11 protein-coding genes are annotated in these 14,799 nt (G+C 53.5%); 10 read left to right on the top strand and 1 reads right to left on the bottom strand.

Annotation, left to right across the window (positions count from 1 at the left end):
* Window positions 1-42: 42 nt before the first annotated feature.
* From ACR0M2_RS18700 to ACR0M2_RS18670, 7 genes are all read left to right on the top strand, one after another.
* Window positions 43-912: a LysR family transcriptional regulator gene (locus ACR0M2_RS18700; RefSeq protein WP_480706531.1), complete on the top strand. Its 870-nt coding sequence runs from the start codon at window positions 43-45 to the stop codon at window positions 910-912.
* A gap of 551 nt (window positions 913-1,463) precedes the next feature.
* Window positions 1,464-2,987, top strand: a complete 1,524-nt coding sequence (pdxR, locus tag ACR0M2_RS18695; protein WP_480706529.1) for a MocR-like pyridoxine biosynthesis transcription factor PdxR — start codon at window positions 1,464-1,466, stop codon at window positions 2,985-2,987.
* A 179-nt stretch (window positions 2,988-3,166) separates the two neighbouring features.
* Complete coding sequence (locus tag ACR0M2_RS18690) at window positions 3,167-4,669, top strand: CoA-acylating methylmalonate-semialdehyde dehydrogenase (protein WP_480706528.1); 1,503 nt, start codon at window positions 3,167-3,169, stop codon at window positions 4,667-4,669.
* A 565-nt stretch (window positions 4,670-5,234) separates the two neighbouring features.
* Window positions 5,235-5,741, top strand: coding sequence for a TRAP transporter small permease subunit (locus tag ACR0M2_RS18685; protein ID WP_170351235.1), 507 nt, complete (start codon window positions 5,235-5,237; stop codon window positions 5,739-5,741).
* A 76-nt stretch (window positions 5,742-5,817) separates the two neighbouring features.
* Window positions 5,818-6,867 (top strand): TRAP transporter substrate-binding protein, encoded by a 1,050-nt coding sequence (locus ACR0M2_RS18680; RefSeq protein ID WP_170351236.1) that lies wholly within the window; start codon window positions 5,818-5,820, stop codon window positions 6,865-6,867.
* Window positions 6,868-7,021: 154 nt separating this feature from the next.
* Entirely contained in the window at window positions 7,022-8,329 is a 1,308-nt protein-coding gene (locus tag ACR0M2_RS18675) for a TRAP transporter large permease (protein ID WP_170351237.1), read from the top strand.
* Window positions 8,330-8,339: 10 nt separating this feature from the next.
* Window positions 8,340-8,744 (top strand): universal stress protein, encoded by a 405-nt coding sequence (locus ACR0M2_RS18670; RefSeq protein ID WP_170351238.1) that lies wholly within the window; start codon window positions 8,340-8,342, stop codon window positions 8,742-8,744.
* Between the two features lie 1,918 nt (window positions 8,745-10,662).
* Here ACR0M2_RS18670 and ACR0M2_RS18665 read toward each other — a convergent pair.
* Window positions 10,663-11,691 (bottom strand): LacI family DNA-binding transcriptional regulator, encoded by a 1,029-nt coding sequence (locus ACR0M2_RS18665; protein WP_480706526.1) that lies wholly within the window; start codon window positions 11,689-11,691, stop codon window positions 10,663-10,665.
* A 113-nt stretch (window positions 11,692-11,804) separates the two neighbouring features.
* Between ACR0M2_RS18665 and ACR0M2_RS18660 the strand changes: the two genes are divergently transcribed.
* From ACR0M2_RS18660 to ACR0M2_RS18650, 3 genes are read left to right on the top strand one after another with little or no spacing between them, the layout of a single operon-like run.
* Window positions 11,805-13,316, top strand: coding sequence for a tripartite tricarboxylate transporter permease (locus ACR0M2_RS18660; protein WP_170379681.1), 1,512 nt, complete (start codon window positions 11,805-11,807; stop codon window positions 13,314-13,316).
* A complete protein-coding gene (locus ACR0M2_RS18655) occupies window positions 13,313-13,768 on the top strand; it encodes a tripartite tricarboxylate transporter TctB family protein (protein WP_170379684.1) in 456 nt (151 codons plus the stop codon). The genes ACR0M2_RS18660 and ACR0M2_RS18655 overlap by 4 nt, the downstream gene beginning before the upstream one ends.
* Before the next feature lie 44 nt (window positions 13,769-13,812).
* Complete coding sequence (locus ACR0M2_RS18650; protein ID WP_170351243.1) at window positions 13,813-14,772, top strand: Bug family tripartite tricarboxylate transporter substrate binding protein; 960 nt, start codon at window positions 13,813-13,815, stop codon at window positions 14,770-14,772.
* Window positions 14,773-14,799 lie beyond the last annotated feature (27 nt).

Here is a 14,799-nt window from a genome sequence, read left to right as displayed (position 1 = left end):
AACAAAACGGGCCCATGAACAAAAAATTTTTATGGAAAGCTGATGCGCCACAATCTGAACCTCAACTGGTTGCGGAGTTTCGAAGCCGCAGCGCGATTGCTGAGCTTCACATCTGCGAGTCAAGAAATCGGCCTGACACAGACTGCCGTAAGCCAGCATATCAAAGCCCTTGAGGCGCAGCTGGGCGATAAGCTGTTCGTGCGCCGCCCCAAAAGTCTGCAATTGACCGATGTGGGCAAAGCTTACTTACTGCCTGTCCGCGAAGCACTGGGCACGATTGAGATGTCGACGACCGGCCTATTTGGTCCCCGCGGGGCAGCAACGATCACTATACGTGCCTCGATGGCCTTCATCATGTGGTTGTCTCCAAGGTTGGATGGCTTTCTGCGCGACCATCCCGACACCAGCGTCAAACTTTTAACCTCGATCTGGAAGGATTCCTCGGAACAACACCCGGTCGACGTTGATATCGTCTTAGCGTCCAAAGACTATGCAGGCCCTAATTTGGAACCGCTTTCGGACGAGGCGATTGTCCCGATTGTCAGTGCCGTGTCCCATGAAGTGATAAAAGGGCCCAAGGACTTACTGCAGCACCCCTCAATTCATATCTTGGGTTTTGACGATCATTGGGCGCGCTACCTTTCCGCCTTTTCGCTGGAATCAACGCGCCCTGGCGCGCGGCTGGTGACCGACACCTCAACCGCCGCGATCGAATTGGTTGGTGCTGGTTTGGGGTGTGCCGTGGTCATTGAACGTTTTGCGGCACGGGCGATGGCGGCCGGACAGAACATTCGTATCGCTGGCGAAGCGGTAGCATTGGAGCAATCTCATTACCTCATTAGAAAAGATCACCGCGCTGCTGTTCGTCCACAAATCGAAGCGTTCAATTCTTGGCTTCGGCAGCAGTTCTGAGTTCAGCACCCTGATGTTGCCAGATGAGGTGAACTAAGCCACAGCTGACGAAGAATGAGGTCCTGCACCGTTTTTCTTAAGAAACATGGGGAAAACCCCCATGTTAACCCGCGAATCTTCACGTGAACGAATCTTGCGTAGTCAGTGATAGGGTGAGACCATCGCAGTACAGTCCGAGCAAGCATGCGATAAAAGGGGTGTTTATGGAACCAGGCAATCTCAGGCTATTGCCAGTTTACAACGGGAATACACTGGCCGACCTGTTTCAGGCTTGTTCAAGCCCTTCTTTATCGTCGGCGATTTGCGGTTTGTGGGGCAATTCTGACTTCAAGCTGGGCAATCACATCATTGATCAGCCTGAACAGAGCTCGATTGACCTTTCACAATGCTTTGGCAAGGCGCTACCCTTTGTCGGATGTCGGTTTTGAGAATGGAAAGCCCAGAGGCTTTCTATATTCCGGGATACGTACACAATTCGCGTAGCCCCCAAAACTCGGATGCAGGATCACAATAATCATGCGTCTTGTGTTTTATCAAATGGCCAGTTCACGATGAGCAAAAATCTCTCTTGCAAAAATCAACCAGAGGCATCCGATGCACAGCGTTCGGCGTCAAATCTGGTCAATGTGATGAACATCGACCGCGATGACGCATTAGGTATACGCGATCAGATACGCGCAGAGTTGGCTTTTTTGATTTCAAGCGGCGTACTGCAAAATGGAGCGAAATTGCCCTCCTGCAGAGCACTTGCGCGTGATCTCAAGGTGTCTGTGAACTCGGTGTTGGGTGCATATTCCAGGCTTGTTGACGAAGGTACGATCATTTCGAAGCCAAAATCTGGCTACTATGTCTCTCTCAATCTGAACCGGACGCAGGCCAAGGCAGATCAAGAGATCAACGCGAATTTCCCGAACATCGTCGAAAGAATAACCAGAAGGCGTTTGCCATCCAAAGCAGGCTGTATCACCCGGCCTGCGGATTGGCCGGACTATCAGTTCCCGTTCGTGTGCAACCAGGCGGCCTCGAACAGGTTTCCTTTAGCTGAATGGCGTGAATGTTCCCGACTGGCGTTGAACATGCGCGACCTCAGCAATTGGACAGGTGACAACCAGTATCGTGATTCCGACACCTTTGTTGAACAAATCTGTAGCCGGTTGTTGCCGCATAGAGGCATCGTCGCCAAGCCTGAAAACGTGCTGATTACCATGGGTGCGCAGCAGGCCATCTATATAGTGGCGGCTTTGCTGCGTGGCTTTGGCCGCGTCGTTGCAATTGAGGATCCAGGATATGCCGACGCGCGTAACATATTCGAGCAGACCTTTGATGAGGTCCGGTTCATCCCCGTCGACAGTGAGGGTCTTGTTGTCGATGAAAGACTGGCCGGATGCGATCTGGTCTATGTGACGCCAAACCGTCAGATGCCAACAGTTCTGTCTATGTCGCAGACCCGAAAACGTCAGCTACTGGACATGGCAAAGAAGGAAGATTTCCTGATTATCGAAGACGATTATGAAGGTGACATGGACTTTGATGAGAACAGTCTGCTTCCTTTGTATAGTGGGCATTCTCAGGGGCGGGTGATCTATACTGGCAGCCTTTCAAAAAGCTTGGCTCCGGGTCTGCGGCTGGGCTATCTGGTCGCCCAGGAATCTCTGGTACAAGAAGCGCGCGCCCTGCGCGGAATGATGATCCGCCATCCACCGCACGTCATTCAACACACCGCATCTCTGTTCCTGCGTTTTGGTCATCATGAGACGCACCGGGCAAAGATGCACCGGATTTTCAACGAACGCTGGCACGTCGCATCGCAGGTCATCCAAGAGCTGTTTCCCGATTTCGAGTTGCAATACGAATATGGCAGCACGAACTTTTTCTTCCGCAGCACCCAAGGGCACAGCGCCTATCAAATCGCGGAAGCTGCACGTCAAAGGGGCGTGATTATCGAGCCGTCAAGCGTCTGTTTTTCTGATGAAAAGAAGGGTGAAATAACCTTCAGGCTTGGCATTTCCGCCGTTCCGGCAGGCAATATCGAACAGGGTCTTCGCACCTTGCGCAGCGCCATTGATGCGCTCTAGCTGTGCCCACACTTAAACTCATCTGTGTCTATCCAACAGGCCAACAATCTTACCTTTATTGATGGGCAAGGCCAATCGGGCTGGTCTGATCGAGTCACTTGCCCACGCGAAAGCAAGTTATTTTTTTGTTGATTTACCGCGCCCATAGGTCCGTCAGGTCGAATGTAGCGAGGTGAGAGATGAATATTCTGGGGCACTTTGTATCCAACGAATTTTGGCCAGGTGCGAGCAACAGGATTTCTGAAATTGTAAACCCGGCCACCGGGGCGGTGACCGGAAAGGCAACGCTGGCCTCTGTCGAAGACGTAGACACCATCGTTAGAACAGCGGCTGAGGCGGCGCCGGGCTGGGCTGCAACACCGCCTGCCAAACGCGCGATGGTTATGTTCGAGTTTCGCGATCTTCTCAAAAAACATACCAATGAACTGGCTGAACTGCTGTCGTCAGAACATGGAAAAACTCTGCCGGACGCAAAAGGCGAGATTGCGCGCGGTATCGAGGTTGTCGAATTCGCGTGTGGGATTCCTCAGCTTCTTAAAGGCGAGTATTCAGAGGCCGTTGCAGCAAACGTAGATTGTTTTTCTGTCAGACAGCCTTTGGGCGTTGTTGCAGGTGTAACACCCTTCAATTTTCCCGCCATGGTCCCGCTTTGGATGTATCCGGTGGCCATTGCCTGTGGAAATACCTTCGTGCTGAAGCCTTCCGAAAGAGACCCCTCGGTCGTGATGCGCATCGCGGAATTACTGGCGCAGGCCGGGTTGCCACCGGGCGTTTTCAACGTCGTGAATGGGGACAAAGTGGCCGTGGATGCGCTTTTGGATCATCCATTGGTTGAAGCGGTCAGCTTTGTCGGCTCAACGGCAATTGGGCGTTACATATACTCGCGTGGCTCTGCGAACGGGAAACGCGTGCAGGCGTTGTGCGGCGCAAAAAATCATCTGGTCGTTATGCCGGATGCGGATTTGGAACAGGTTTCGGACGCGCTCATTGGGTCGGCCTATGGCTCTGCGGGTGAGCGATGTATGGCCATTTCCGTTGCCGTACCCGTTGGTGAAGACACAGCAGATCGGCTGATCGACGTACTGGCACCCAGGGTGCGGGCTTTGAAAGTTGCGCCATTTACCGACCCGTCCTCAGAACTTGGTCCCGTGATCAGCAAGCAAAGCTACGACCGCATCTATTCCTATATTGAACACGGCCTTGAAAAGGGTGCCGAGCTTGTTGTCGACGGGCGCGAAATCTCGTTGCAGGGGTACGAAGACGGCTATTTCATCGGCGGGTGCCTGTTTGACCGAGTGACGCCTGATATGCCCATCTACAAGGATGAAATCTTTGGACCGGTCCTTTCCGTGGTGCGAGTCGCCAGTTACGAAGACGCAGTTGGTCTGATAAACGATCATGAATATGGAAACGGGACGGCGATCTTCACCCGCGACGGTGACGCTGCGCGTGATTTCTGGGCGCGCGTGCGCATAGGTATGGTCGGAGTAAATGTGCCAATCCCGGTTCCGGTCGCTTATCACTCTTTCGGAGGGTGGAAGCGGTCCTTGTTCGGCGACCATCACATCCACGGCATGGAAGGGGTGCGATTCAATACCCGACTCAAAACCATGACAACCAGATGGCCATCCGGAATTCGCACGGGGGCTGAATTCAATGTTAACGGTGGAAAAGTTGTCTGAGCCTAGGCTGGGAGTGAGCAGCCATTCTTAAAATTCTCGCATTGAGACATTGAGGCGCCACATCCTATCCCGGCGAGGTTCTATTATTTGAAGTTGATCCCAAAGGCCTCGTGAAAACACTAACACGTGCCTACGCAAAATCTGTGTAGCATCCTAGTGCTTTTCTGAATCTCATCTTTGGAATGCATCAGGACGACGAAGAACCACCGTCTGGTCGATCCATTGAATCAATGTGCGTTGGACGGGCGCTAACTGTTCCCATCGACATTGAAATTATCCGCTTAATTTCAAGTCGATATCGAATAATATTGTTATTTTACAATGTGATAAGCATTGGATTGATCTGTGCCCATATTTTCATCGATCTGTGCCTTTCGCTTATTGGCCTGCATAATCTTAACTTGACCCGAGGAGGACGATGCAAGCCTTCTGCGAAATGAGGGGTTGCGCCTGCTCGCGTATGGAACGCATCATATTCCTCTAGGGAAGACAGAGCTGGGTCTGCAAAGTCATTGCAACGCCTTGTTCAAAATAGGCATTTTCACGGGGAGGACAAAGCGTGCTGATGCGAGGACTTGAAGCTCTTACAGGGGCCATATCCGAATTCGCAGGTTGGATCGGATGGTTTCTGATTTTGTACTGCATGGCGTTTGGTGTTTCCGACGTTTTCATGCGTTACCTGCTCAACAACCCATCGCAATGGATCGGCACCACCTTGCAGGCCGCAATGGTGCTTTTGGCATGTGTGGGTGGTATCTATTCGCTGCAGCATGATAGCTTTGTGAAGCTTGATCTTTTCTACGCGAATGCGACAACGCGAAAGAAGGCGATCCTAGATGTGTTAACCGCGCCCATCGCGATCCTCTTTCTGGTGACTCTGATCTGGAAAGGATACGAAGCGGGTTCGCTTTCACTGATGCTCAACCAGTGGACGCCGACATCGGTGCCAATTCCGATCTACCCAATCAAATTTGCAATCCCACTCGCCGGATTCTTTGTTCTGCTGATCGTCATCAAGAAGCTTCTTGTGGATTTGCAAACAATCTTCGGCGGCGAACCTGATGAGGCGTAAGCCGAAACTCGGCGACGTCCTAATCTGAACAAGATCAAAACGAAAAAAATCATCTCTACAAACAAGGAGGATACAAATGAAACTTGAAAAATCCATAAAGACAGCCTTTTGGGCCGGTGCTCTTGCCACCAGTGCAAGCGTTGCTTTCGCTGCAGACGGCCCGCCGGATGAGGTAACAGAATGGGTTTTCCAGCCGGCATTTGACCAAACTGACGCTGGTTGGGACAACGGCCTGATCCCTTGGGTTGAAGCCGTTGAGGAAGCAACACAAGGTACCGTTAAAATCCGTGTCGAGCCTGCTGGCGCACTGGTAAGCGGCGCCGAGGCCTTCTCTGCGGCCGCAGCCGGTCAAACAGACGGCTATGCCGGCTGGGGATCCGTCTATGGGGGTGACATGCCGGAAGGCATGCTGGCTTTCGGTATGGCAATGGGCGCCAACAACACCGAAGAAGCATGGGAAGTGATGTGGGGAAATCCTGATTATCGCGTCGGCGATATCGTTCAGGAAGCTGCACACGCGCGTAACCTGCACTGGGCTGGTTGGACCAACCAGGGTCCTAACGCGATGTTCACCAAATTCCGGGTTGAAAAAATGGAAGACCTGGAAGGCCACAAAATGCGCGCAGGTGGTCCTCAGGCGATCTTCCACTCGACAATGGGCGGTGCACCCGTTTCCATGAACGGTGGCGAAATCTATACTGCCATCAAGCTGGGAACGATCGAAGGCACCTACTGGGATACCGGTGGGATCGACGACATGTCCTTCCAGGAAGTGATCGACTACGCGATCATGCCGGGTTGGAACCCCGCACAGCACCAGGAAATCTTCATCAACCTGCAAAGCTGGAATGCCCTGACGGACTGGCAGCGTGAGCAAATCGACGGTATTTTCGAAGAAACCTACTTTGAAACCAGCCGTATGCACGCGGAAGGCGTTGAAGAAGCGCTGCAAATCCTGCGCGATGCCGGTGGCGAAGTGATCATGCTGAGCGACGAAGAAGTGGCAAGAATGCGTGAAAAGTCCATCGCAGAAGTTTGGCCCCAAGTTGCTGCAGCATCTAAAGGAAACGCCAAAGGCGTCGAAATCTACAAAAAGTTCCTCGAAGATAAAGCTGCAGGGAACTAATCCACCGAAAATTCGTCATACGTGACGCACAAAATGACCGCTGGCTTGTTAAACGAGCCAGCGGTGCCCCGAAAAATGCCGCCAACAATACGGCATTTGGAACCGCGCATTAGCCGACGTTCCTAGGCTGCCACGTGCTAAGGAAAGACAAAAAATGAGCCTTGAACTTATCACAGCGCTGTACTTCATAGTGCTATTCGCCATTCTTTTCATGGGTTTGCCGGTCTCATTTGGCCTTGGCGGTACAGCCGTACTGTTCGCGATGATCATAGAACCGCGAGCGCTCTTGTCGGTGCCAAGTGCCTTTTATTCGACTCCGTGGAGTTCGATTCTGGTGACCGTGCCGCTCTTCCTGTTCATGGGATCCTTGATACGATTTTCCGGAATAGCCGAGGCCGCCTATGACGCTGTCTATAAGCTGATTGGACATGTTCATGGCGGACTGGCGATGGGAACGGTTCAGGTCTGTACCGTTTTCGCAGCTATCACTGGCATCACGCCACCTGCGACGACAACCATGGGGCAGATCGCATACCCCTCGATGATGCGATACAATTATGACCGTAGGATCGCCATCGGATGTATCGCGGCAGGTGGCGCTCTGGGCGCGCTGATCCCGCCGAGCGTTCCGTTCATCTTCTATGGTCTTTTGGCAAAAGTATCCATCGGTGACCTGTTCATGGCCGGTCTGATGCCGGGTCTGATGCTTGCCATGTTCTATACCATCTACATCGGTGTCCGTTGCCGCATTCAGCCGGAACTTGGGCCCGCTCTGCCGGCAGATCAGAAATTCACGGTGAGTGAAAAACTTACCGCCGTGCTCAGTATCTGGCCCTTTGCCCTTTTGATCGTGATCGTTTTGGGCGTTATCTGGGGCGGCATCGCAACGCCTGCCGAGGCTGCTGCGTTTGGTGCTGCGGGCGCATTCGTCATCAACTTCATCTATGGCAAACTGACCAAGGAAGTTCTGGTTGAATCGCTGGTGTCGACAGTAAAGCTCAGCGGTATGGGCCTGTGGATCTTGATTGGCGCAACTGTCTATCTCAACGTGTTCAATACCTTAGGCAGCCAGGACCTTCTGACCAATCTGGTTCTATCCATGCCAGGCGGAAGCACAGGCATCCTGTTGATGATGATGCTGATCATCTTGATCCTGGGTATGGTCATGGATGACTGGGCCATCATTCTGCTTTGCACCCCACTGTTCATCCCGATCATTGATGAACTAGGGATCGACAAACTGTGGTTCGGCGCTTTGTTCATCGTAAACATTCAGATCGCCTATCTGACCCCTCCATTCGGCTTCGTTCTGTTCTGGATCAAGGGCGTTTTGCCCAAGGACGTGAGTATGGGCGATGTTTACAACTCGGTTGGACCCTTTGTTGTACTTCAATTCGTTGGTCTCACGTTGATTTTCATCTTCCCGGAAATCGCCACCTGGCTGCCCAACGCGCTGAAATAGAGGATATCAGATGTTCAAACATATACTTGTCCCCGTAGCTCCCGGACATGAGAAAGAGTATTCGGCATCCATAGAAGCAGCTAAAAAACTGTTGGCGGACGGTGGTCGGATTTCGGTCTTGTCCATTATGGAAGAGCTGCCATCCTACATGGCGTCATATTTTCCGAAGGATCAGCTTAAGAAAGCAATTGAGGAGCTTGCGGATACTTTGACGGCAGAGCTGGGATCGGACGTGATCGATGTTCATGTTGTGTCAGGACATTCGACCAATGCAATCCTCAGTTGGCAGGAAAAGCACAAGGCGGATTGTGTCGTCGTGTCCTCACACCGGCCCGGTCTTTCTGACCTACTACTGGGATCTACGGCCGCCAGGGTTGTACGGCATTCCAATTGCAGCGTGGTGGTCCTAAGATAAGGTCAAGCAAAATCAATTGGTTGCAAAAAGATGGGGTTTCCGGTTCCCCTTGGGGAGGGGCCGGAAACTTTTTTCATTCAAAGTACTGTATTGAAAAATGTAAAACTCTCAGGCGCTTGGTTTCATTTTATTGAAATCCAACAGTTCTTGTCGGATCGCTTAATTGCTGTGACTGCGCATGCAACAGATTCAGTTACTTAGGTTTTGGAGTCTTTGAGACCCGGAAACGGGCCAAAATTTCCAAAACTTAAGAACGCGACTTTCGGTTGACAGGTAGGGAATGCTTGGAAAGAGACCAAGAGAGCTTCCTTTGTGGCGCTCACGGCACGGAGATTTCTGCGGATCTACGTTTTCGTGTATTCTGTGCAGCGAATAGACCGATCATTGATCCAAGCTGAAGACTAGAGTTTTCAGGAGCGCACAGATAGTGCCTTTGCACGCCATGCTGAAAGGCAGGCACTGATCCCCCGGTTTTCAATCAACCAAAGCAGCCTCATCTGACTGGTTTAAGTTGATTGTTAGTACATGATTGAACTTGGCTCCATCGGTATGATTGCTTCTGGCACGGGTGGGCTAAGTTATCATAGAAAGAAACCCAATGACCTAGCCCAAAGGAAATGAAGTGGGGCGAGCAGGGTAACTCCATTCGCGAAGTAAGCTAGCAGCAGGCGAACTGCCTGCGCTGACGAAATTCGACCGATTGACATTGTCAGAAGCAAAGGCGGAACCAGGTATGGAAACGGCACGAGAATCCATGTTGGAACTTGCGCCGTTAAGACCCACTCAACTGGCCAGCCAGTGGTTTCTGCCAATTGTCCTGCCAGTGGCGTCATTACACCTGGCGCATTCGGAACCGTCGTACACACCGCCACCAGTGATCCGATGGCGGCCAGAGAGGCAAATATTGCCGTATTGCTGGAAAGGTTTGCTTCATGAACATGGTCACCAGATACACTCCGGCCCAGGCATTTATTCCGGAGTGAAAAACCACAGCTCCGAAGCCAATGACCCCGGACACAATGAAGATTGGCGCAATGTTTACTTTCTGAGGAAGATCACTGAAGGGGATGACACCGACTACAGGTAATGCACAGATCAGAGCGGCCCCAAGTGCGACCCACGCAGGTGCGATTCCATGCCAGCTGTCTGTAACCCAAAGTAAAATGGTAACTCCGAGTATGCCGGATATGGCGACTGGGCCGAACGCGACATCCGCCATCTGGGGCATCAATTTGCCGAAATCGTTTGCCATCCAAGCCTGGCCGCCTCGCTCAGTCGCAACCTGTGCCTGAAAAAATTGGCCGAACGGGCTGTCCAGATCATCGGATCTGAGGCGGACTGGGATCAGATGGCGGGGAATGCTGGCATAGAGTTGCCGGACCACACTGCCATGAAGGTGGATTCTTCACTGATTGCCTTGCAGATCGTTTCCCGGGGCCAAGGCGCGGCGATTATCTCGGCGGATTATTCGCACAGCTACATCAAATAGGGACTGCTGGTCTCTCCACTCGATGATCGGCTGCCTACGCCCGCAGTGTTTTTTGGTCGTTCAGGTCACCTCGGAAAAACGAAACGAGGTGAACCAGTTCTGCAGGTGGCTTCAAGACTACTATAAAGCAGCGCAAAGTTGAGGACTAAGGCTAACAGTTGGAGCGTAACCCCGCCGCTTGACGTCCAAGAGGTGCAACTACTCGGCTAATGAATTGCTACAGCCTGTGTGAATCATAACTTTTCTACTGCGCGGAAGCGAACTATCCGGCGCTCATGCAGCTGTTTTCACACCGCAAGCACTTAAAGCGAGAAAATTGCCAATCTGCTATCAGTTCATCGCGACCAGCAGGGGCGTTCACACCTTCACAACCGAAAACGCTCAATACGAGAATTTTCCGGGGGCAAAAAATATTGCCTTGAATAGCCGCTAATTCGTCACTGGGCCCGTTGTTCCTCTGACGATGCACTCCAATTCGCAGCAGACTCTGAATGGCTCCGGATCGTCTGAGGTAATGTAGTCGGTGAACTTTTCCCCCGCCAGCGTTCCGATGGTTTCTGCCGGAATACGAATGGTCGTTAGACCCGGCTCGACGTCTGACGACCCTTTGAAATCGCCGATGCCGATAATCGACAGGTCTTCGGGAACGGTCAGGCCCAGTCTCTGCGCGGCAAACAAGGCACCCTGTGCAATAACATCGTTTCCGCACAACAATGCCGTGGGGCGCGGATGTCCCGTCAAAAGGTAAATGGCAGCCTGCTTTGCCTGCGAGACACTGTAGGGCGCTTCGGAAACTCGCTTGTCCGGAAGGCAAATATCCCTTTCCGCGAGCGTATCATGCACGGCTGTGAACCGGTGCTGCGCTCGATCATTGCCATTGGTTTTGGGAAAAATCAGTCCGATGTCCCGATGCCCCAAGGCCAGAAGATGCTCGGTCGCAAGTCGCCCGGCCAGAAGATTGTCTGCCCCGACACAGGGCAAGTCTGAATCTTCGGAGTAGTTCCATATCGCCAGCCCCGGAATTTTCTGCTGTTCGATCAGGCGGGCGGTTGCCTCGGCGTGTTCCAAACCGACAAGCGCGACGCCATCCACGCGATGCTCGAGCAGTTTGCGGACCATGGCGTATTCCCGGTCAAGATCGTATCCGTGCGACGCCAGCAACAGGCTGAACCCGGCCTTGTCGATCGAATCCGAGAATGCCTGAATGACCTCAGCAAAAATGGCATGGTTGATTGTGGGCACAACTAGTCCGATGGTCCCGGACCGTTTGCCATGCATCGTCTGTGCAGCACGGTTGCGGATATACCCCAGTCTCTGAACCGCTCGGTTGATCTTTTTGCGAGTCGCTGGGTTCACCAAATTCGGGTGATTAAAGGTACGTGACACCGTGGACGGAGAGACTTTTGCAGCCTTTGCAACTGCCACAATATCCACCTTACCCTTTTGAAAAATAGTCATAATTTTCTTCCATTTGGTCAATTTTATGAAAACATTTGCAAAACTATTTTCATTGCCTAACCTGATTTGTCAACAAAAGTAAAAACATGAACCGACGGGTTGGGAGGCCCTGAATGGAATTCATTTATTACTTCGGAGACGTGTTTACCCCGCTGTCATTCATGCTGCTGCTCGGCGGTACAATTGGGGGCCTGATTCTGGGTGCCACGCCCGGGCTTTCACCGACCATGGCTGTCGCGCTGTTGATCCCGTTTACCTTCCAGCTTGAGGCGGCGCAGGGTCTGATCTTGCTGGGAGCCGCCTATACATCGACCGTGGCCGGAGGGGCAGTCAGCGCAATTCTCCTCAAGATCCCCGGCGCGCCTGCCAATATTGCCACAACACTGGACGGGCATACGATGGCCAAACAAGGCCAAGGTGCGCGCGCTTTGCAGCTTTCGTTTCTGGCTTCGGCGGTGGGCGGAATATTCGGGGTTCTGCTTTTGATCTTCCTGACCCCCGTTTTGGCCAAATGGGCTCTGGCGTTCGGCCCTTCGCATTTGTTCTGGCTGGCTATTCTGGGCGTGACGGTGATCGGGACTTTGGACTCCGCGTCGGTGGTAAAGGGACTACTGTCAGGCTGCATCGGCTTGTGGCTGGCCACTATCGGTTTTGATGACATCATGGGGGCGCAGCGTTTCATCTTTCACCCCGCTTTGGGTGGTGGAATCAACATCATTGCCGCGCTGATCGGCCTGTTCGCAATCCCACAGGTGCTGACGATGTTCGCCAAGGGTCGCCATAACGCAGGGGCCGAGGTCATTGAAGTGCAGCGCCATTCGATCGTCGCGGCATTCCGAGAGTTGTTCAGCCGCACCCGTGCGCTGGGTATCGGAACGATGACAGGCTCAATCATCGGCCTGATCCCGGGTGTCGGCGGACAAATCGCGGGTCTTGTTGCCTACGATCAGACCAAAAAGTTCTCGGCTGAAAAAGACAAGTTCGGCACGGGTCATTCCGAAGGAGTGATCGCTGCGGAATCCGCCAACAATGCCATGGTCGGCCCATCTCTGGTACCTTTGCTGACGCTGTCCATTCCCGGCAGCCCCACTGCCGCCGTTCTGTTGGGCGGCTTGCTGATTCACGGTATTTTCCCCGGCTCAGACCTGTTCGACAATCACCCCGATGTCGCCTGGACCTTCATCAACTCGATGCTGATCGGGCAGATACTGATGTGCATCTTTGGCCTTTATGTCGCAGGGCTAGCAGCCCGCGTGGCGCAGGTGCCGCAATCGGTCATGGCCGCCATCGTGCTGGCGCTGTCGGTCTTTGGGGCCTATTCGGTGCAGGGATCGATGGGCGACGTCTATGTCATGGCCTGTCTTGGCATCGGCATGTTCTTTCTGGAACGTTTCGGATTCTCTGCCGCACCCCTGGTGCTGGGGCTGATCCTTGGACCCATCGCCGAGGCCAACTTCATTCAGGGCGGAATGATCGCCGACGCCACCGTTGGCAAGGCTTCGTATTTCCTGACCGGCGGTTTGAACCTGTTGCTGATCGTCATTGTGCTGGCCTCGATCGCCTATTCGGTCTGGATGGAACTGCGCAGCCGTCGCTACACCACCAAAGAGGAGGCGCAGGCATGAACCGCTCGCAGCACATATTCGGGTCGGGTCTGGTTTTTGCAGTTGGTCTCTGGGTGACGTGGGTCAGCTATACCCAGCAACCGGCCGAAGCCTTTCTGTTCCCGCGCCTTATCGCGTCTGTTTTCGTGGTTCTGGCCGGCTGGACATTTGGCAAAGCCCTGATGGGCTTGTCCAAAGTCGGAAACGGCGTGACGCGCGCCATGTTCATCAACATGCTGCCCGGCCTGATCATCACGCTGATCTACGTGTTCTGGGCGGCAAAAACGCTTGGGTTCTACACCGCTACGACCATCACCTTTTTTGTCCTGCTGTCGATCTACGATCCCGCGCCTCATGCCGAAGCAAAAAGCTGGATCAAGCGCGGTGTCATCACAGTGGTGTTTGTGACGGTGATGTACGGGCTCTTCGCCATGCTTCTGAACGTCTACACCCCAAGGGAAATTCTGTTCTGACCGCACCAATTTGCGGGTGAACCAAATCAGGGAGGAAACGCAAAATGAAACGATTGATCGCAGGGGCCGCACTGGTTCTGGCTGGCCTGACAGGCCAGGCAATGGCCGAGGAATACCCGGAACGACCACTGATGATGATGGTCAGCTATGGGGCCGGAGGTGCAACCGACTTTCAGGCGCGGATCGTCACCATGACAGCCGGGAACGAGGATGCGCTGGGAATGCCCATTGCCATCATCAACAAACCTGGCGCAGGTGGTCGCGTTGGCTGGAACTGGTTTGCCACGCAGGCCGACCCGGACGGTTATACTTTGGCCGCCTACAACGTTCCCCACTTCATCGCCCAATCGATCAAGGGCGGCGTCGAATACTCGACCGACAGCTTTGAGCCCATCGCCAATTGGGGGGCCGATCCTGCTGTGTTCGTGGTTGGTGCGGACAGTGAATTCAATTCAATGCAGGATGTTGTCGCCTTTGCGAAGGAAAACCCCGGCAAACTGACCGTTTCGGGTGCAGGATTGTTTGTAGGCCACCACATTGCTGCACTGCAACTCGACAAGGCCGCCGGGACCAAAATGGCCTACATCCCGACCAAAGGTGGCGGGGCCGCAGCAATGAAAGCGGTGATCGCGGGCGAAGTCATGGGCGGCATCAACAACCTGTCTGACGCGTTCCGCGCCCAAGAGGCGGGTAACGTCAAAATCCTGGGCGTCGCCGATCTGGAACGCAACGCCTTCCTGCCGGATGTTCCGACGATGATGGAACAGGGGCTCGAGGTCGACAATTCGTCGGTCAACTTCCGGGGTGTGATGGTGCCCAAAGGAACTCCGCCGGAGGTGATCGAGAAACTGGCCGCCACCGTGCCCGAGATGTTCGCCAATTCCCGCGTCGCAAAAAAGATGGAGGCAGGCGGTTCGCCAATGCACATCATGACACGGGACGAAGTGATCGAAATGTGGGCTCAACGCCAACAGACACTGAACGAATTGCTGGCCGGCCTCTGATCCGGCGATCATAGCGGGGCGGAACGG

This window comes from Ruegeria sp. BE10 (assembly GCF_056538905.1).
Note: the sequence above shows the minus strand (reverse complement) of the source record. Positions and strands in the feature narration are given on the sequence as shown.

Coding starts and splice junctions, on each gene's coding strand:
- ACR0M2_RS18650 (WP_170351243.1), top strand. CDS start 13,813: ATGAAACGATTGATCGCAGGGGCCGCACTGGTTCTGGCTGGCCTGACA.
- ACR0M2_RS18680 (WP_170351236.1), top strand. CDS start 5,818: ATGAAACTTGAAAAATCCATAAAGACAGCCTTTTGGGCCGGTGCTCTT.
- ACR0M2_RS18655 (WP_170379684.1), top strand. CDS start 13,313: ATGAACCGCTCGCAGCACATATTCGGGTCGGGTCTGGTTTTTGCAGTT.
- ACR0M2_RS18665 (WP_480706526.1), bottom strand. CDS start 11,691: ATGACTATTTTTCAAAAGGGTAAGGTGGATATTGTGGCAGTTGCAAAG.
- pdxR (WP_480706529.1), top strand. CDS start 1,464: ATGAGCAAAAATCTCTCTTGCAAAAATCAACCAGAGGCATCCGATGCA.
- ACR0M2_RS18685 (WP_170351235.1), top strand. CDS start 5,235: ATGCGAGGACTTGAAGCTCTTACAGGGGCCATATCCGAATTCGCAGGT.
- ACR0M2_RS18700 (WP_480706531.1), top strand. CDS start 43: ATGCGCCACAATCTGAACCTCAACTGGTTGCGGAGTTTCGAAGCCGCA.
- ACR0M2_RS18670 (WP_170351238.1), top strand. CDS start 8,340: ATGTTCAAACATATACTTGTCCCCGTAGCTCCCGGACATGAGAAAGAG.
- ACR0M2_RS18690 (WP_480706528.1), top strand. CDS start 3,167: ATGAATATTCTGGGGCACTTTGTATCCAACGAATTTTGGCCAGGTGCG.
- ACR0M2_RS18675 (WP_170351237.1), top strand. CDS start 7,022: ATGAGCCTTGAACTTATCACAGCGCTGTACTTCATAGTGCTATTCGCC.
- ACR0M2_RS18660 (WP_170379681.1), top strand. CDS start 11,805: ATGGAATTCATTTATTACTTCGGAGACGTGTTTACCCCGCTGTCATTC.